Genomic DNA, 17218 nt, shown 5'->3' on the forward strand with positions numbered 1-17218 from the left:
GCGTGGATCGCAGGGGCGGGGCGCCGGACGCCGGTGACACCATCCAGATCGGGATCGCGGTGGACATCCCGGAGCCGTGGGGCGACCTGCTCACCCGACGTCGGGTCGAGGCGGGCGACCCGCAGGTGGTGCCCGCGCACGTGACCCTGCTCGGGCCCACCGAGATCCCCGTCGCGGCGCTGCCGGCGGTCGAGGCGCACCTGGCCCGGGTGGCCGCCACGCACCTGCCCTTCACCCTGCACCTGCGGGGTACCGGCACGTTCCGGCCGGTGACCCAGGTGGTGTTCGTGGCGGTGGCCGCCGGCATCAGCGAGTGCGAGCTGCTCGCCGCCGCCATCAACGCCGCTCCCGAGTTGCACCGGGAGGCCCGCTTTCCGTACCACCCGCACGTCACTGTGGCGCAGGACGTCGCGCCGGAGGCGCTGGACCGAGCGTACGAGGATCTGGCCGACTTCTCCGCGATGTTCGAGGTCGACTCCTTCACCCTCTTCTCGCACAGCTGCGAGACCCGGTGGCAGCCGCGCCGGGACTTCCGGCTGGGCGGCTGAGGTCGTCCGGTCGTCCTGGGCCCGGGTGTTCGGCGAGGATGACAGGGTGGACGCGTGGGGGCGGCTGACGGCGGGCATCGACCGCCGGCTCATCACGGCCCGGCACCGGTGGCCCCGGTTCGACCACCTGTGGCGGGCGGTCGACCTGTACGGGGCGGTGCTCGGCGGGCGGCTCGCGGCGGCCATCGCCTACTACGGGTTCTTCGCCGTCTTCGCCCTCGCGTTGGTGGCGTACTCCGTCTTCGGGGCGATCCTGGAGGCCAACGACGAGGTCAGCGAGGCGGCGGCCGATTTCCTGCGGCAGAACCTGCCCTTCCTCGATCCGCAGCAGATCGCCCAGAGCAGCAACACTGTCGGTGTGGTCGGCCTGGTCATCCTGGTCTTCACCGGGATCGGCTGGGTGGAGGCGATCCGCTCGTCGCAGCGGCTGATGTACGGCTTCGACCAGCAGCCGGGCAACCTGGTGATGCGCCGCCTGGTCGACCTCGGTGTGCTGGTGCTGGTCTTCGTGATGCTCGGCGTCTCGGTGGCGGCGGTGGACGCGCTGGAGTCGCTGCTGCGCTTCCTGCTGAGGTCCACCGGCTCGATCGTGCTGACCACGGTCAGCGCGGTGCTCAGCGTGCTGATCAACGCGGTGATCGCGACGGCGCTGCTGGTGGCGGTGCCGCGGCTGCGGATGAGCCGACGTCGGCTGCGGCCGGTGGTGCTGCTCGTCGCGGTGGGGATCACGCTGCTCAACACCGTCGGGCGGTACTACATCGTGCGCACCGAGCGGAACCCGGCGTACACGGTGGTGGCCGGCGCGGTGGCCGTGCTGCTCTACCTCTACCTGCTCAACCAGTTGGTGCTCTTCGGTGCGGCGCTGGCCGCCACCAGCCGGCACGGTCGGGTGGTGGATCTGGCCGACGGGCCGCCGCCGGCCGACCTCGACGTCGAGGCCGACGAGGTGATCGATCCGGGTACGCCGGGAGGGGCGGGCTGACATGCTGATCGAGATCGACCCGGGTTCCCCGGCGCCGCCGTACGAGCAGGTACGCGGGCAGCTGGCCGCCCTGATCGGCGACGGGCGGCTGCCGGTGGGCAGCCGGCTGCCCCCGGTGCGGCAGCTCGCCGGAGAGCTGGGGCTGGCGGTGAACACCGTGGCACGGGCGTATCGGGAACTGGAGGCGGCGGGGCTGCTGCGCACCCGGGGCCGGCACGGCACGTACGTCGCGCCGGGCCGGGACGACGCGACCGACCGGTTGCAGCGGGCCGCCGTCCGGTACGCCGAGGAGGCGGCCCGCCTCGGCATCTCCCCGGACCGGGCGCTGGCCCTGGTCCGCGCGGCCCTGGACGCCGTTGGACCGGCCTGAGCGTCGGGTTCCCGCGCTGGCGAGGAAACCTGAAATAGGGCAAATGCCGCCCGGCCTGGTGAGTCGACCGACCATGATGGGGCGGTGGGCGCACTCGTGACGTTGGACCTGCCGGACGGCTCGCCGATACTCGGCCTGCCGTGGGTCGTCACGTTCGGTCCGCTCGGCGACCCGGCCCAGTGGGAGCCGGTGGTCTGCGGCCCGTACGAGCGACCGCACGCGCTGGCCCTGGCCGAGGCGGTGGTGGCCGAGGAGCAGTTGATGGCGGTGGTCGAGCCGCTGGTGCCGGCGCTCTCCGCCGACGAGGTCCGGGGCGAGATCGCCGCCGCGCAGCTCGCCGCTCGGGACGAGCTGGCCCGGATCGAGGAGTCCGACCTGTACGGCGACTTCTCCGACGTCGTCGACGAGGAGTTGGAGCGGGCGGCCGCGCAGGAGGAGCAGCCGCCCACGCCGACGCCCGCTCCGACCGAGGAGGAGCTGCGGGCCGGCTTCGACCGGATCGCCGAACTGCTGCGCCGCAAGGGACGGTGAACCGTCCGGCCGGCGGCGGTGACCTCGCCGTGACGACCCGGCCAGGGTGCGGGCGGCACGACACCGGCGCTCGGGGAGAACCCGGAGCGCCGGCGTCGCCTCACCCCCACCACAAGGGGTCGATGCCCCAGCCGCCCGTCGGCGCGGAGCACAACGAACGGCCAGGTCCTGGCGAATACCCCGCTCCGCGCCCGCCACACCACCTGCCGCAGGTGGGGCCGTCCCGCCTCCGAAAAGCGCGGGTTGCCGCAGGCGGAGTGGACTACCAACGAGCGGGGCGGCTTCGATCACGGATCGGAGACGGCCCGGCGCGGCTTCTACTACGAACCGTCGTTGATGGGGGAGGATGGCGGATGTGGAAGCTCTTCGACTGATACTCCTCTACGTCCATCTGATCGGGTTCGCGCTGCTGCTCGGCGGTGCCGTCGCCCAGTACGTCGGCGGCCGGCTGCGGATCAACGCGGCTATGCTCGGGGGCTCGGTGATCGGCCTACTGACCGGCATCGGCCTCTCCGCGCCGCTGCGCGACGGCGACGAGCCGGCACCCGCGAAGCTCGTCACCAAGCTGGTGCTGGCGCTGCTGATCTTTGTCATGGTCTTCTTCTCCCGCAAGCGGGCGGACGTCAACCGCGGCCACTTCCTCGGGATCATCGTGTTGACCCTGGCCAACGCGGCCGTGGCGGTGTTCTGGCGGTAGTCCGCGTGACCCGCCCGGGGCCCCGGGGAACCGACGTCCGGGATGCCGGGCGGGCCATCCGTCACCACGCTGAGTGATCTGCCCCACGCCAGCATTACGCCCGGGTAACAGCCGTTCAACAGTCGGGCACGATTGTCGGCCGGCGGGCGGGCGCGGGCGTACGCTGCCGTCCGTAACGTGGGAAGCCGGCAGCACGGCGCTGGTCGGTACAAGGCTGGCACCGCATCGAAGCGCGGTGTGCAATGGAAGGAGACGTCTTGCGCTCTGTGCGTGGGATGCGGATCGCCTCCGCCGTCGTGGCGGGTGGGCTGGTGCTGGGTGCCGCCGCGTGTGGTGAGGCCCCGAAGAAAGACAACAACGCCGGTGACGGCGGCAAGAAGTACACCGCCTGCATGGTGACCGACGTCGGCGGCATCGACGACAAGTCCTTCAACACCTCCGCCTGGAAGGGCCTGGAGGAGGCGAAGAAGGACAACGGCAACATCGACATCAAGTACGTCGCGTCCAAGGCCGAGGCGGACTACGAGGTCAACCTGACCGGGTACGTCAACCAGAAGTGCGACTTCATCCTGGCCGTCGGTGGCCTGATGGCGGAGGCCACCACGAAGATCGCGAAGGCGAACCCGAACCAGCAGTTCGGCATCGTCGACGCGAACCCCGGCGTGGCCAACGTCTACCCGATGCAGTTCGACACCGCCCAGGCCGCCTTCCAGGCCGGCTACCTGGCCGCCGGCATGAGCAAGACCGGCAAGGTCGGTACCTACGGCGGTCTGCCGATCCCGCCGGTGACCATCTTCATGGACGGTTTCGCCGACGGCGTGGCGCACTACAACCAGGCCAAGGGCAAGAACGTCCAGGTCCTCGGCTGGGATAAGGCGACCCAGAAGGGTTCCTTCTCCAACTCCTTCGACAAGCAGGACGAGGGCAAGAAGGTCTCCGACGCGCTGGTCGCCCAGGGCGCGGACATCGTGATGCCGGTCGCCGGCGGGGCCGGCCTCGGCACCACCGCCGCGGCCAAGGCCTCCGGCGGCAAGTACTCGGTCATCTGGGTCGACGTCGACGGCTGCGAGAGCACCCCGGACTGCCCGGTCCTGATGACCACCGTCGTCAAGAACATCCCGGACGCCGTCAAGGAGGCCGTGCTCAAGGCCGCCGGTGGCGAGAAGCTCCAGGCCCAGCCGGGCTTCATCGGCACCCTGGCCAACAACGGCGTCTCCATCGCCCCGTACCACGACTTCGACAGCAAGGTCCCGGCCGACCTGAAGGCCGAGGTCGAGAAGATCAAGGCGGACATCGCGGCCGGCACCATCACGGTCACCTCGAAGGCCCAGCCGACCAAGTGACCGCCTTCCCGACCGTCGCGGTGCGATCATCGACCGCGAGGGCCGGCGGGCACCAGGCATGACGATCGGCCGCCTCGGCGTACGCGGGCAGACCCGCGGTCGCCGGGGCGGCCGATCCGCTCCACCCCATCGGCCGACCCCGCCGGGCGGCTGGCCGGACGGCAGCTACGCTGCACCATCGCTTCGCACTCCAGGAGGTTGCGCTGAGACTCGAACTGCGCGGCATCACCAAGCGGTTCGGTGATCTGGTCGCCAACGACCACATCGACCTGACGGTGGAGCCTGGAGAGATCCACGCCCTGCTCGGCGAGAACGGTGCCGGCAAGTCGACCCTGATGAACGTGCTCTACGGGCTCTACCAGCCCGACGAGGGCGAGATCCTGGTCGACGGCCGCCCGCTGAAACTGAGGGGACCGTCGGACGCGATCGCGGCCGGGATCGGCATGGTGCACCAGCACTTCATGCTGGTGCCGGTCTTCACCGTCGCCGAGAACATCATGCTCGGCGCCGAGCAGGTCCGCGGCGGCATCGCCGGCTTCCTGGACCGCCGCCGGGCCCGACGTGAGGTCGCCGAGGTCTCCGAGCGGTACAACCTGCGCGTCGACCCCGACGCGATCGTCGAGGACCTGCCGGTCGGCATCCAACAGCGGGTGGAGATCGTCAAGGCGCTCACCCGCGACGTCGACCTGCTCATCCTCGACGAGCCGACCGCAGTGCTCACCCCGCAGGAGACCGAGGAACTGCTCACGGTCATGCGGTCGCTCAAGGCCGCCGGCAAGTCCATCGTCTTCATCACCCACAAGCTCGGCGAGGTGAAGGCGATCGCCGACCGGATCACCGTGATCCGGCGTGGAAAGACCGTCGGTACCGCCTCCCCGGAGGCGAGCCGGGACGAACTCGCCGCCCTCATGGTGGGCCGCAGTGTCCGGCTCACCGTGGACAAGCAGCCGGCCACCCCGGGCAAGCCGATCCTGCAGGTCGCCGGCCTGGTCGTCGACGACGACCGGCAGTGCCGCGCGGTCGACGGCGTCGACCTGACCGTACGCGCCGGCGAGGTGCTGGGCATCGCGGGCGTGCAGGGCAACGGCCAGACCGAGCTGATCGAGGCGATCATGGGCCTGCGGCCGACGCTCGCCGGTTCGGTGAGCCTCGACGGCGAGCAGATCCACGGCTGGTCCACCAAGAAGGTGCTCCGCGCCGGGGTCGGCTACGTGCCCGAGGACCGCAGCGTCGACGGTCTGGTCAAGGAGTTCTCCGTGGCGGAGAACCTGGTCCTCGACATCTACGACCGGCCACCGTTCGGTAAGGGCCTGGCCCTGCGGCCGGACGCCATCGCGAGGTCGGCGCGGGAGCGGATCGCACAGTTCGACGTGCGTACCTCGTCGGCCGAGGCGCCGGTGGGCACCCTCTCCGGCGGCAACCAGCAGAAGGTGATCGTCGCCCGGGAACTGTCCCGGCCGCTGAAGCTCTTCATCGCCGCCCAACCGACCCGTGGCGTCGACGTGGGCTCGATCGAGTTCATCCACTCCCGGGTCATCCGGGAGCGGGACGTCGGCACCGCCGTCATGGTCGTCTCCAGCGAGCTGGACGAGGTGATCGGGCTGGCGGACCGAATCGCGGTGATGTACCGCGGGCGGATCATCGGCATCGTCGGCCCGGACACGCCACGGGAGGAGATCGGCCTGCTGATGGCCGGCATCACTCCGGACCGCGCCGGGACCACCCCGACCGGCGACACTCCGGCCGTCGCCCCCGAGATCCCTGGCAACGAGGACACGGAATGACCAACTCCCACCCGGTGTCGGGCTCCCCGGACAAGGAGCCGGCGACCGAACCAGCACTGGCCGAGGCGGCCGGGGCCGACCGCGCCACCACCATGACCGCCCCGAGGCGGCCCGAGGAGCCCCGCCCCTCGCTGGGCCGGCTGTTCCTGGACAACCTCTGGGCGGCCAACACGGTCACCGTGACGGTGCTCTCGCTGCTGCTGGCCATGCTGATCGGCGCGATCCTGATCATCGTGTCGGACCCGGAGGTGCTGGCCACCTACGGTTACCTCACCGCGCGTCCGGCCGACGCGATCACCTCGTCCTGGGCGGTGGTCAGCGAGGCGTACGCGAACCTGTTCAAGGGCGCGATCTTCGACCCGGAGGCGAGCGGCTTCACCGCCGCCATGAGCCCGATCTCCGAGACGCTCACGTACACCGCGCCGCTGGTCTTCACCGGCCTGTCGGTGGCGTTGGCCTTCCGGGGTGGCCTGTTCAACATCGGCGCCCAGGGCCAGGCGACCATCGGTGTCATCCTGGCCGCCGTCGCCGGTTTCGCGCTGCCGCTGCCTCCCGTGGTGCACCTGCTCGTCGCGCTGCTCGCCGGCGCGGTCGGCGGTGCGGTCTGGGGCTTCGTCCCGGGCATCCTCAAGGCGCGCACCGGTGCGCACGAGGTGATCAACACGATCATGCTCAACTACATCGCGGTCTACTTCCTCTCCTGGATCATCATCCAGAACGGGGTGCAGAGCCCGGGTCGGGCCGACGCGATCAGCAAGCCGGTCGACCCCTCGGCCCAGTTGCCCCGGCTGCTCGGCGACAACCTGCGGGTGCACGCGGGCATCCTGCTCGCGGTGCTGGCCACCTGGTTCGTCGCCTGGCTGCTCAACCGCTCCACGCTCGGCTTCGAGCTGCGTGCGGTGGGCGCCAACCCGGACGCCGCACGGACCGCCGGCATCAGCATCACCAAGACGTACGTGCTGGTCATGGTGATCGCCGGCGTGCTCGCCGGGCTCGGCGGCAGCCAGATGGTGCTCGGCACCACCGCCACCGCGCTGACCCCGCTGGTGGTGGCCCAGATCGGCTTCGACGGCATCCTGGTGGCGCTGCTCGGCCGGGTGAAGCCGTGGGGCGTGCTGCTGGCCGCGTTGCTCTTCGGCGCGTTGCAGGCCGGCGGCAACCGGATGCAGTCGTACTCCGGGATCTCACTGGAGCTGGTCACCGTGCTCCAGGCGCTGATCGTCATCTTCATCGCCGCGCCGGCCCTGGTGAAGGCGATCTTCCAGCTCCGGGCCGCCCGTGCCGCCCGGCTGCAGACGAGCCTCGCGAAGGGCTGGTGAGGCATGTCCACCACGGCTGTTCCCGACGTCGCCGTCGCCCGGGTCGACCAGGGCTTCTGGACCCGACACCGGAAGACCGGCGCGGTCCTGCTCGCGCTGGGCCTGCTCGCCACCGTGCTGTTCGGGGCGCTCGCCACCGGCCAGCAGGCGCGGTTCACCCTCAGCGAGACCGAGGGTGGCGCGGCGCTGGAGATCAACGGCACGGTCGGCGCGATCCTGTTCGGCGTCGTCACCCTGCTGGCCGGCGGCGCGCTGCTGGCCGGCGTGCCGAAGCGCTGGTTCACCCTGGTGCTCGGCGTCGGCCTGCTCACCTTCGTGCTGAGCTTCCTCTGCTGGCAGGTCTCCGCCGCCCCTGAGGGCCGCAACTTCATGCCCCTGGTCAACGTGGTCCGAGGCACCTTCATCCTGGCACTGCCACTGATCTTCGGCGCGCTGGCCGGTGTGCTCTGCGAGCGCTCCGGCGTGGTCAACGTGGCCATCGAGGGGCAGCTGCTGATGGGCGCCTTCAGCGGCGCGCTCTTCGGCAGCATCTCCGGCAGCGTCTGGGTCGGCCTGGTCGCCGCGGCGGTCGGTGGCGCGTTCATCTCACTGCTGCTGGCCGTGTTCGCCATCCGCTACCTGGTCGACCAGGTGGTCATGGGCATCGTGCTCAACCTGCTGGCGGTCGGCATCACCGGCTTCCTCTACGAGCGGTTGATGCAGACCAACGCGGAGCGGTACAACAGCGCTCCCCGGTTCTCCAACTGGGAGATCCCGCTGCTCAGCGACATCCCGCTGCTCGGGCCGGCCCTGTTCCGCGGCAACCTCTTCCTCTACCTCGGGTTGCTGCTGGTGCTGGTCATCCACATCGCGTTGTTCCGTACCCGGTGGGGGCTGCGGACCCGCTCGGTGGGCGAGCACCCGACGGCGGCCGACACGCTGGGCGTGAAAGTGCTGCGGCTGCGGTACCGCAACGTGATCATGGCTGGCGTGGTCGCCGGCATCGGCGGGGCGTCGTACACGCTGGCCCTCTACACCTTCACCAAGAACATGATCGGCGGTAAGGGCTTCATCGCCCTGGCCGCGTTGATCTTCGGCCGGTGGAGCCCGACCGGCGCGCTGCTGGCGGCGCTCTTCTTCGGCTTCGCCGACCAGCTCGCCACCTACCTCGGTGCGATCGGCAGCGCCATCCCGAGCCAGTTCCTGGCGATGCTGCCGTACCTGGCGACGATCCTGGCCGTGGCCGGGCTGGTCGGCCGGGTCCGGGCGCCGGCGGCGGACGGCAAGCCGTACATCAAGGGCTGACCCCCTCGGTGCGTCTGACCGGCGTGAATTGGGCAGAATGAGGGAATGACGGAGATCGACTGGGAGCGGCTGCGGGCCGCTGCCACCGAGGTGATGCGGCACGCGTACGTGCCGTACTCCAAGTTCCCGGTGGGGGCGGCCGCCCTGGTCGACGACGGCCGGATCGTGGTCGGCTGCAATGTGGAGAACGCCGGCTACGGCGTCACCCTGTGCGCCGAGTGCGGCGTGGTCTCCGCGCTGCACGCCACGGGCGGCGGCCGGCTGGTCGCCATGTCGTGCGTGGACGCCACCGGCGAGCCGCTGATGCCCTGCGGCCGGTGCCGGCAACTGCTCTGGGAGAACGGCGGCCCGGAGTGCCTGGTCGAGACGAAGGACCGGCCGCTGCGGATGGCCGAGCTGCTGCCGCACGCCTTCGACGTGGCCGACCTGGAGGCGGTCACCGGGGAACGCCCGGTGCCGGTGGTGCCGGACCGGCTGGCCGCCTGGCGGGGGCGGGGCACCGTCTTCGTCCACCCGGACCTCTCCGCCGGCCAGCAGGTCTGGACGGCGTACTGGGAGCGGTCGGCGGGCGACGCGGACGCCGCCGAGACCGGGGTGCTGGAGGAGGGCCCGAGCTGGGACGACCCGGCCGAGGCGATCACCTGGGGGCTGGCCCGGACACCCCGCGTGGTGGTGGTCGACGCGTCAGGCACCATCTTCTGGGCCGGCGAGGGGCAGCCGCCGATGGAGATCCCTACGCGCTGGGGTGGTTGAGCTCGCAGGATCGGCCCGTGCGGCGGCGCGGCCCGGGTGCCCGACGCGACTTTCGATCTAACTGATGGGAACTCAAAGGTGAGTGCGTTCACGGCGGTTGACGTCATCCGGGCCAAGCGGGACGGGGGAGCGCTGAGCGACGCCCAGATCGACTGGGTCGTCGACGCGTACACCCGGGGGCTGGTCGCCGACGAGCAGATGTCGGCGCTGGCCATGGCGATTCTGCTGCGCGGCATGACCGGTCCGGAGATCGCCCGGTGGACGGCCGCGATGATCGCCAGCGGCCAGCGGCTCGACCTCTCCGCCGTCGAACGACCGACCGTCGACAAGCACTCCACCGGCGGCGTCGGTGACAAGATCACCCTGCCGCTGACCCCGCTCGTCGCCGCCTGCGGCGCCGCCGTGCCGCAGCTGTCCGGGCGCGGTCTGGGCCACACCGGCGGCACGCTGGACAAGCTGGAGTCGATTCCCGGCTGGCGGGCCGCGCTGAGCAACGACGAGTTCATCGCCCAGCTCCGGGACGTCGGCGCGGTGATCTGCGCGGCCGGCGCGGGGCTCGCCCCGGCCGACCGCAAGCTGTACGCGCTGCGCGACGTCACCGGCACCGTCGAGGCGATCCCGCTGATCGCCAGTTCGATCATGAGCAAGAAGATCGCCGAGGGCACCGGCGCGTTGGTGCTCGACGTGAAGGTCGGCTCCGGCGCGTTCATGAAGTCCGTCGACGACGCCCGGGCGCTGGCCCGCACCATGGTCGAGCTGGGCGGCGCGCACGGCGTACGGACCGTCGCCCTGCTCACCGACATGTCCACCCCGCTCGGCCTGACCGTCGGCAACGCGGTCGAGGTGACCGAGTCGGTGGAGGTGCTGGCCGGTGGCGGCCCGGCCGACGTGGTGGAGCTGACCCTGGCGCTGGCCCGGGAGATGCTGGACGCGGCCGGCCTGCCGGACGCCGACCCGGCCGCCACGCTGCGCGACGGGCGGGCGATGGACGCCTGGCGCGCGATGATCCGCGCCCAGGGCGGCGACCCGGACGCCCCGATGCCGACCGCCAACGAGGTCGAGGTGGTCCACGCCCAGTCCGACGGCTTCGTCGAGTCGGTCGACGCGTACGCGATCGGGGTGGCCGCCTGGCGGCTCGGCGCCGGTCGGGCCCGCAAGGAGGACCCGGTCAGTGCCGCCGCGGGTATCGTGCTGCACAAGCGGCCCGGCGACCCGGTGCGAATCGGGGACCCGCTCTACGAACTCCGTGCCGACCAGGCGACCCGGATCCCGGCGGCCCGGGCCGAGGCCGAACGGGCGGTCCGCGTCGCGCCCGTCGCGCCGGACCCGTCGCCGCTGGTGATCGAGCGGATCGGGTGACCGGCCGGGCCCCGGCCGGCCCGGGGCGTCACCATGGCGCCGGTCGGCGGTAGTGACTGTTCCCTGGCCAGGGGGACCGACCGGCAACACGTCGATGCGAAGGGACAGGGACCTGAGCCGTGCGCGTATCCGCCCCCGATCCGCGGGAAGTGCGTGAGGCCAGCCTGGACGAGTTGTCCCGGCTGGGCCTGCCCCTGCCGCCCGCCCAGTTTCCGCTGGTGTGGGAGCCGGGCGACGAGATAGAGCTGCGCCCCACCGTCGAGATCGAGGCGCGGATCGCCGTCCTGCACCTCATTTTGGCCCGGTGCTTCGGCATGCCGCCGCGGGCGGCGGTGGAGTGGCTGCTCGCCTCCCACCTGACCGAGATGGTCACCCCGCCGGAGTGGGAGTTCGTGACGGCCGGCACGGGCGACCACCGCTCGTTCGTGCTGCACCACGACGCGCTCTTCGCGCTGGCCTGGGTGCTCGGGCTGACCAGGCAGCTCGACCCCACGATTCCGGTGGACGAGCGGCTGGTGGAGCGGATGCCGCACATCGCCGGCGGGGAGCTTTTCGGCCAGTGGCAGGCCCGCATCCTGGCCGCGCCCCAGCATCCGGCGGACGCCGCCGCCCTGCTCGACCTGCACTACTGCCTGGACTGGGCGTACCTGGAGACGGAGAAGGTCGGCGGGCGGCTGCCCGGCCTGGTGGACGCCAACGCCATCGGGCAGCGCCGCTGGGCGCTGGAGTGGGCGGTGGTGCTGCGCGGGCCGTACCACGAGGAGCCGCCGGGCTGGGAAGAGGTCGACCTGTCCACCTGAGTCAGCGGGGTCGCCAGACGGTCAGCCGTACCTCGGCGGTGACGGCGACCGGCTGGGGGAGCCCCGCTATCCGGGCGGCCAACCGGACCGGGTCGGTGTGCCAGGCGCTCGGACCCATACCGACCAGGGTCGCCACCTCGGCCCCGGTCAGCCGCAGCCGGGCGGAGCGCACGGCGGCGCGCTCCTCGGTGAAGTGACCGGCCAGGCTGTCGGCGACCCGGTCCGCCTTGGCCGGGTCGACCCGGAGCAGGCCGAGCGCGTCGACCAGTTCGGCGAGGTGCGCCCCGGTGGGGGTGACCACCAGCAGCGCTCCGGCCGGGTCGAGGACCCGGTGGAACTCCGCGCCGTTGCGCGGAGCGAAGACGTTCAGCAGCACGGCGGTCGAGGCGTCGGCGAGCGGCAGCCGCTGCCAGGTGTCGGCCAGCGCCGCCGCCGCCCGCGGGTGGGCCCGGGCCGCGCGGCGCAGCGCCGGCTTGGAGACGTCCAGAGCCAGGCCGACGGCGTCGGGCAGCGCCGCCAGCACCGCGGCGAGGTGCCGGCCGGTGCCCGCCCCGGCGTCCACCACCAGCGGGTACGCCCCGACGCCCGGCTCACTGTCCGGCCGGTCGCCGGTGGGTTCCGGGTAGATGATCCGGGTGGCCGCCTCGGCGAGCGCGGCGGAGACGACGTCGTAGTGCCCGGCGGCCAGGAAGTCCGTCCGGGCGGCCACCATCGCGGCGGTGTCCCCGACGTGCGGGGCGCGGCCGGTGAGCAGGTTGACGTACCCCTGCCGGGCGACGTCGAAGGTGTGCCGGCGCGGGCAGCGCAGCGCGCGGGTGTCGGAGGCCGGGGCCAGCCGCTCGGCGCAGACCGGGCAGCGCAGCCGGGCGAGCACCCGTGGATGTGCCCCGGCCCAGGATCGTTCGGGCGGGCGCGGCGCGGTCACCCGGTGAGCCTACGTGAGCGGATCAGGAGCCCCGGCCGGGCGCGCGGCTGCCACTGGTCCCGCCGGCCGGGTGCCACCCGGGGTGAGCCCGTCAGCTTCTACGCTGACGACATGTCAACCAGATTGTGGGAGCTGTTCGGAGAACGGGGTCGCGGCGTGCTGGCGACCCTGCGTCGCGACGGCCGGCCCCAGCTGTCCAACGTCGACTACCTCGCCGAGCCGGGTCTGGTCCGTTGCTCGACCGTCGGTGACCGCGCCAAGGCGCGCAACCTGCGCCGCGACCCCCGGGCCAGCTTCCACGTCACCACTGCCGACGGTGGCGCGTACGCCGTGGCCGAGGGCCTGGCCACCCTCACCCCGCCCGCCGCGACCGAGGACGACGCGACCGTGGAGGAACTGGTGGAGGTCTACCGCCGTATCCGTGGCGAGCACCCCGACTGGGCGGAGTACCGGGCGGCGATGGTCGCCGACGGCCGGGTGGTGGTCCGGCTCGCCGTCGAGCGCGTCTACGGCTGGCACCCCTGAGTGCGGTCCGGTCACGCCCCCTGCGCTGCGCTGACTAGGGTCTGAGCATGGTCGCAATCCGATACGAGGACATCGTCAAGGTCCCGAAGGCGCTGCTGCACGATCATCTCGACGGCGGGCTGCGGCCGGCGACGATCGTCGAACTGGCCGCCGAGGCGGGCCACGAACTGCCCACCACCGACCCGGAGGCGTTGGGTCGCTGGTTCGCCGAGGCGGCGAACTCCGGCTCGCTGGAGCGGTATCTGGAGACCTTCGCGCACACCGTGGCCGTCATGCAGACCGCGCCGGCGCTGCGCCGGGTGGCCCGGGAGTGCGCGTTGGACCTGGCCGCCGACGGGGTGGTCTACGCCGAGGTGCGCTTCGCACCCGAGCAGCATCTGGAACGCCACCTCACTCTCGACGAGGTGGTGGCGGCGGTGGTGGCCGGTTTCGCCGAGGGCAGTGCGCAGGCCGCCGAGGCCGGTACGCCGATCCGGATCGGGACCCTGTTGACCGCGATGCGGCATGCCGCCCGTTCGCAGGAGATCGCCGAGCTGGCCGTCCGGCACCGGGACACCGGGGTGGTCGGCTTTGACATCGCGGGCGCGGAGGCGGGTTTTCCACCCACCCGGCACCTGGACGCCTTCGAGTATCTGCAGCGGGAGAATTTCCACTTCACCATCCACGCCGGTGAGGCGTTCGGGCTGCCGTCGATCTGGCAGGCCATCCAGTGGTGCGGCGCCGACCGGCTCGGCCACGGTGTACGGATCGTGGACGACATCACGCCCGGCCCACGGCCGGTGCTGGGCCGGCTGGCCGCGTACGTCCGGGACAAGCGCATCCCGCTGGAGTTGTGCCCGTCGTCGAACGTGCAGACGGGCGCGGTCGCGTCGATCGCCGACCACCCGATCGGCCTGCTGCGCGACCTTCGCTTCCGGGTGACGGTGAACACCGACAACCGGCTGATGAGCGGCACCTCGATGTCCCGGGAGATGGCGCTGCTGGTGGAGGCCTTCGGTTACGGCTGGAAGGAACTCCAGTGGTTCACCATCAACGCGATGAAAAGCGCCTTCATCCCGTTCGACGAGCGGCTGGAAATCATCGATCAGGTGATCAAGCCGGCGTACGCGAAGCTGCTGGGCTGATCAGTGGCGCGGGTGGCCGGCGACCATGGCGGCCACCCGCCGTAGGATTTCGTCGGCCGGGGCCGCCTCGGCTCCCAGGCCGGTCTGCCGACGCAGCACCGCCGGCTCGGCACGCAGCAGCGCCACCCCGCGCCGGAGCAGCACCTTCGGTGCCTTGCGCTGCTCGGCGAGATCGCGGGCGAACCGGCGGAGAAACGTCGTCGCCCGGGGGCGGCGCAGGGCGTACGCGCCGGCCAGCAGCCCTCGGCGCCGGCACTCCCCGACGATTTCGGCGGCGAATATCCCTTCGGCGATGAAAAGTGGCGATCCGGCCACGTCGCATACCCGGGTGGACACCCTCCGGTCGGCACCGATCGCATAAACCGGCACTTCGGCCTTGCCGTCCTGGGCCAGTCGGGCAATTGTCTCCACGGCCGTCACGGCATCCCAGGAGTGCGGTGAATCCCAGTCGACCTGTCCGTTGTGGTGCGGCAACGTAGGGTCATCGCCGTCCTTGTAGAAGTCGTCCAGGCAGAGCACCGGAAGTCCGGTTCGCTGCGCTATGTACGACTTTCCGGAGCCGGACGGGCCGGCGAGGAGGACAACGCGGTGAGGGTATTCCATAACTTTTTGTAACTCCGGCCGGACGGAACGCTATCAAATGGCATCAACATCTCATCACACCCTCAGGGACGGCCGGCCTGGGCTTTCTCTTTCCGAAGCGGCGTGATGGAATCTCGGGGGTCCGACCCGCCGGGTCGGTCGCTGGGCGTTGCCCGGGGCAACGCGGGCACGCTGCAATCGCGAGGGCGGTGACGTGAGCAAACGGCCAAAGACGGCGGGCTCCTTCCTGTCGCGTCTGAGCCGACCGGCCGGTCGGCTTCGCGACATGCCGATCTGGTCCAAGCTCGGTCTGATCATGATCGTGCCGACCATCGCCACAGTCGTGGTCGGCACCAGTGGCCTGGTCGACAACCTGCAGACGCTCAACAACGCCAACCGGGCCGGTGACCTGGCGAACCTCGTCGGCTACTCCGGTGACCTGGTCAACAGCCTGCAGGACGAGCGGACGGCCGCGGTGCTGCTGCTGGGTGCCCCCAAGGGGCAGGTCCGGGAGCAATACCAGGAGGCGTACAACCGGGTCAACCTCAGGGTCGACCAGTCCAAGGTGCCCTACCTGCAACAGCGGGCCCAGCTCGAGGATCTCCCGGGCAGCCTGGACACCCTGCTCGACCGGATCGACCAGGAGTTGACCGACCTGCCGGGCACCCGCAGCCAGGTCTTCAACGGCAAGCTCGCGATCAGCGACGCCGTCGGGTCGTACCAGGGAATGATCAACCAGTTGATCAGCGTACGCGACTCGGTCACCCAACTCGCCGGCGACAACGAGCTGAGCGACCGGATGCGGGCCGCCACCTCCGTCGCCCGCGCCAAGGAGTTCCTGTCGCTGCGCCGCGTCGCGGTGCACCAGGTGCTCATCCAGAAGGCGTACATCTCGCCGCTGCGGCGTGACTACATCGCCAGCCAGACCGGTCAGGCGCTCGCCCTGCAGAACTTCCAGGCGGTGGCGACCCGCGCCGAGCGGGAGTTCTTCGACCAGACCGTCGCCGGCGCCGACCGCCGCCAGGCGGACAACTACAGCGGCTGGATGGACAGCCGGTCCAGCGAGAGCATCGCCGGGGTGCCGTTCGGGCCCGACCAGTGGGACGCGGCGATGACCGCCAACGCCAGGCTGTTCCGTACCGTCGAGATCAAGCTCGACGGCGACGTGGTCGGCGACGCCGACGCGCTCCGCTCCGGCGTGCAGCGCACGGTCTTCCTCCAGACCGGCCTGCTGCTGAGCATGCTGCTGCTGGCCATCCTCTTCGCGTACCTGGTCGCCCGGTCGATGGCCCGCTCCCTGCGCGACCTGCGCCAGGGCGCGCTGTCCATCGCCCAGCACGGTCTGCCGCAGGCGGTGGCCCGGCTGCGTGACCCGCAGGTCATCGGGCAGCTCACCCCGGCCCAACTGGCCAACCAGATCGCCGAGCCGCTGCCGGTCCGCAGCAAGGACGAATTCGGGCAGGTGACCGAGGCGTTCAACGCGGTCCACCTGGAGGCGGTCCGCACCGCCGCCGAGCAGGCCGCGCTGCGTTCCTCCGTCGCGACGATGTTCGTCAACCTCGCCCGCCGCTCGCAGATCCTGGTCGACCGGCTGATCGGCCACCTCGATCGCCTGGAGCGCGGTGAGGAGGACCCGGACCGCCTCGCCGAGCTGTTCCAGCTCGACCACCTGGCCACCCGGATGCGCCGCAACGACGAGAACCTGCTGGTCCTCGCCGGTGCCGACTCCACCCGCGTGCAGCGCGAGCCGGCCGCCCTGATCGACGTGCTGCGCGCCGCGCAGTCCGAGGTCGAGCACTACACCCGCATCGAGTTCGGGATCATCGACCGGGACATCGAGGTCTCCGCCCACGCCGTCAACGACATGGTGCACCTGGTCGCCGAGCTGTTCGACAACGCGACCGCCTTCTCGCCGCCGGACTCGCAGGTCATGGTCGAGGCACGCCGGATCGGTGACCGGTCCACCCTCTACGTGGAGGACCGTGGCATCGGCATCAGCGCCGAGCAGTTGGCCGACCTCAACGAGCGGCTCTCCACGCCGCCCCAGGTCGACGTCGCGGTCTCCCGGATGATGGGTCTGGTCGTGGTCGCCCGGCTGGCGTCCCGGCACGGCGTCAAGGTCGAGCTGCGTCCCGGCTCCGACCGTGGCACCGTCGCCGAGGTCACCATGCCCGCCTCCGTGCTGGTGCCCCGGGCGCTTGCCGGTCGCGGGCCGCAGGCCAGCGCGCTGCCCGTCAGTGGCCCCGCCGGTGGTGCGCAGACCGGTTCGTTCCCCGGCTTCGGCCCCCCCGC

Annotated in this window: 17 protein-coding genes; 15 read left to right on the forward strand and 2 right to left on the reverse strand. The window is 71.4% G+C overall.

Features of this window, described 5'->3' with window-relative positions:
• Window positions 1-2 precede the first annotated feature (2 nt).
• The 12 genes from E1182_RS20840 to E1182_RS20895 all read left to right on the forward strand — a co-directional run bounded on the left by E1182_RS20840 (window position 3) and on the right by E1182_RS20895 (window position 11770).
• A complete protein-coding gene (locus E1182_RS20840) occupies window positions 3-548 on the forward strand; it encodes a 2'-5' RNA ligase family protein (protein WP_132267912.1) in 546 nt (181 codons plus the stop codon).
• A gap of 46 nt (window positions 549-594) precedes the next feature.
• Window positions 595-1530: a YhjD/YihY/BrkB family envelope integrity protein gene (locus E1182_RS20845; protein WP_132267914.1), complete on the forward strand. Its 936-nt coding sequence runs from the start codon at window positions 595-597 to the stop codon at window positions 1528-1530.
• Between the two features lies 1 nt (window position 1531).
• Complete coding sequence (locus tag E1182_RS20850; protein WP_132267917.1) at window positions 1532-1900, forward strand: GntR family transcriptional regulator; 369 nt, start codon at window positions 1532-1534, stop codon at window positions 1898-1900.
• Window positions 1901-1984: 84 nt separating this feature from the next.
• The gene (locus E1182_RS20855) at window positions 1985-2431 is read left to right on the forward strand and encodes a hypothetical protein (protein ID WP_132267920.1); all 447 of its coding nucleotides are present in this window, start codon (window positions 1985-1987) and stop codon (window positions 2429-2431) included.
• Between the two features lie 355 nt (window positions 2432-2786).
• Window positions 2787-3128, forward strand: coding sequence for a hypothetical protein (locus E1182_RS20860; RefSeq protein ID WP_132267922.1), 342 nt, complete (start codon window positions 2787-2789; stop codon window positions 3126-3128).
• Window positions 3129-3403: 275 nt separating this feature from the next.
• Window positions 3404-4471, forward strand: coding sequence for a BMP family protein (locus E1182_RS20865; RefSeq protein ID WP_165942674.1), 1068 nt, complete (start codon window positions 3404-3406; stop codon window positions 4469-4471).
• 263 nt (window positions 4472-4734) lie between these two features.
• Window positions 4735-6255: an ABC transporter ATP-binding protein gene (locus tag E1182_RS20870; RefSeq protein WP_371687583.1), complete on the forward strand. Its 1521-nt coding sequence runs from the start codon at window positions 4735-4737 to the stop codon at window positions 6253-6255.
• A complete protein-coding gene (locus E1182_RS20875; RefSeq protein ID WP_132267927.1) occupies window positions 6252-7574 on the forward strand; it encodes an ABC transporter permease in 1323 nt (440 codons plus the stop codon). Before E1182_RS20870 ends, E1182_RS20875 begins: the two co-directional genes overlap by 4 nt.
• Before the next feature lie 3 nt (window positions 7575-7577).
• On the forward strand, window positions 7578-8858 hold the full coding sequence (locus tag E1182_RS20880) for an ABC transporter permease (protein WP_132267929.1): 1281 nt from the start codon (window positions 7578-7580) through the stop codon (window positions 8856-8858).
• 45 nt (window positions 8859-8903) lie between these two features.
• Window positions 8904-9611 (forward strand): cytidine deaminase, encoded by a 708-nt coding sequence (locus E1182_RS20885; protein ID WP_132267932.1) that lies wholly within the window; start codon window positions 8904-8906, stop codon window positions 9609-9611.
• Between the two features lie 78 nt (window positions 9612-9689).
• On the forward strand, window positions 9690-10970 hold the full coding sequence (locus E1182_RS20890) for a thymidine phosphorylase (RefSeq protein WP_132267934.1): 1281 nt from the start codon (window positions 9690-9692) through the stop codon (window positions 10968-10970).
• A gap of 119 nt (window positions 10971-11089) precedes the next feature.
• Window positions 11090-11770 carry a DUF4272 domain-containing protein gene (locus E1182_RS20895; protein ID WP_132267936.1) on the forward strand — a complete coding sequence of 227 codons (681 nt, stop codon included), beginning with the start codon at window positions 11090-11092 and terminating at the stop codon, window positions 11768-11770.
• A 1-nt stretch (window position 11771) separates the two neighbouring features.
• On the opposite strand, the gene E1182_RS20900 is transcribed toward E1182_RS20895, so the two are convergent.
• On the reverse strand, window positions 11772-12644 hold the full coding sequence (locus tag E1182_RS20900) for a putative RNA methyltransferase (RefSeq protein WP_371687584.1): 873 nt from the start codon (window positions 12642-12644) through the stop codon (window positions 11772-11774).
• Window positions 12645-12806: 162 nt separating this feature from the next.
• Here E1182_RS20900 and E1182_RS20905 point away from each other — a divergent pair, with 162 nt between their 5' ends.
• Both E1182_RS20905 and E1182_RS20910 read left to right on the forward strand, forming a co-directional pair.
• Window positions 12807-13220 (forward strand): PPOX class F420-dependent oxidoreductase, encoded by a 414-nt coding sequence (locus E1182_RS20905; RefSeq protein WP_132267942.1) that lies wholly within the window; start codon window positions 12807-12809, stop codon window positions 13218-13220.
• 47 nt (window positions 13221-13267) lie between these two features.
• Window positions 13268-14344: an adenosine deaminase gene (locus tag E1182_RS20910; RefSeq protein ID WP_132267944.1), complete on the forward strand. Its 1077-nt coding sequence runs from the start codon at window positions 13268-13270 to the stop codon at window positions 14342-14344.
• On the opposite strand, the gene E1182_RS20915 is transcribed toward E1182_RS20910, so the two are convergent.
• A complete protein-coding gene (locus E1182_RS20915; RefSeq protein WP_132267947.1) occupies window positions 14345-14947 on the reverse strand; it encodes a uridine kinase in 603 nt (200 codons plus the stop codon).
• 193 nt (window positions 14948-15140) lie between these two features.
• Between E1182_RS20915 and E1182_RS20920 the strand changes: the two genes are divergently transcribed.
• A partial coding sequence (locus E1182_RS20920) for a sensor histidine kinase (protein ID WP_132267948.1) occupies window positions 15141-17218 on the forward strand: 2078 nt, incomplete at its 3' end.

Origin of the sequence: Micromonospora sp. KC721 (genome assembly GCF_004348355.1) — a bacterium.
Classification (GTDB): Bacteria; Actinomycetota; Actinomycetes; order Mycobacteriales; family Micromonosporaceae; genus Micromonospora.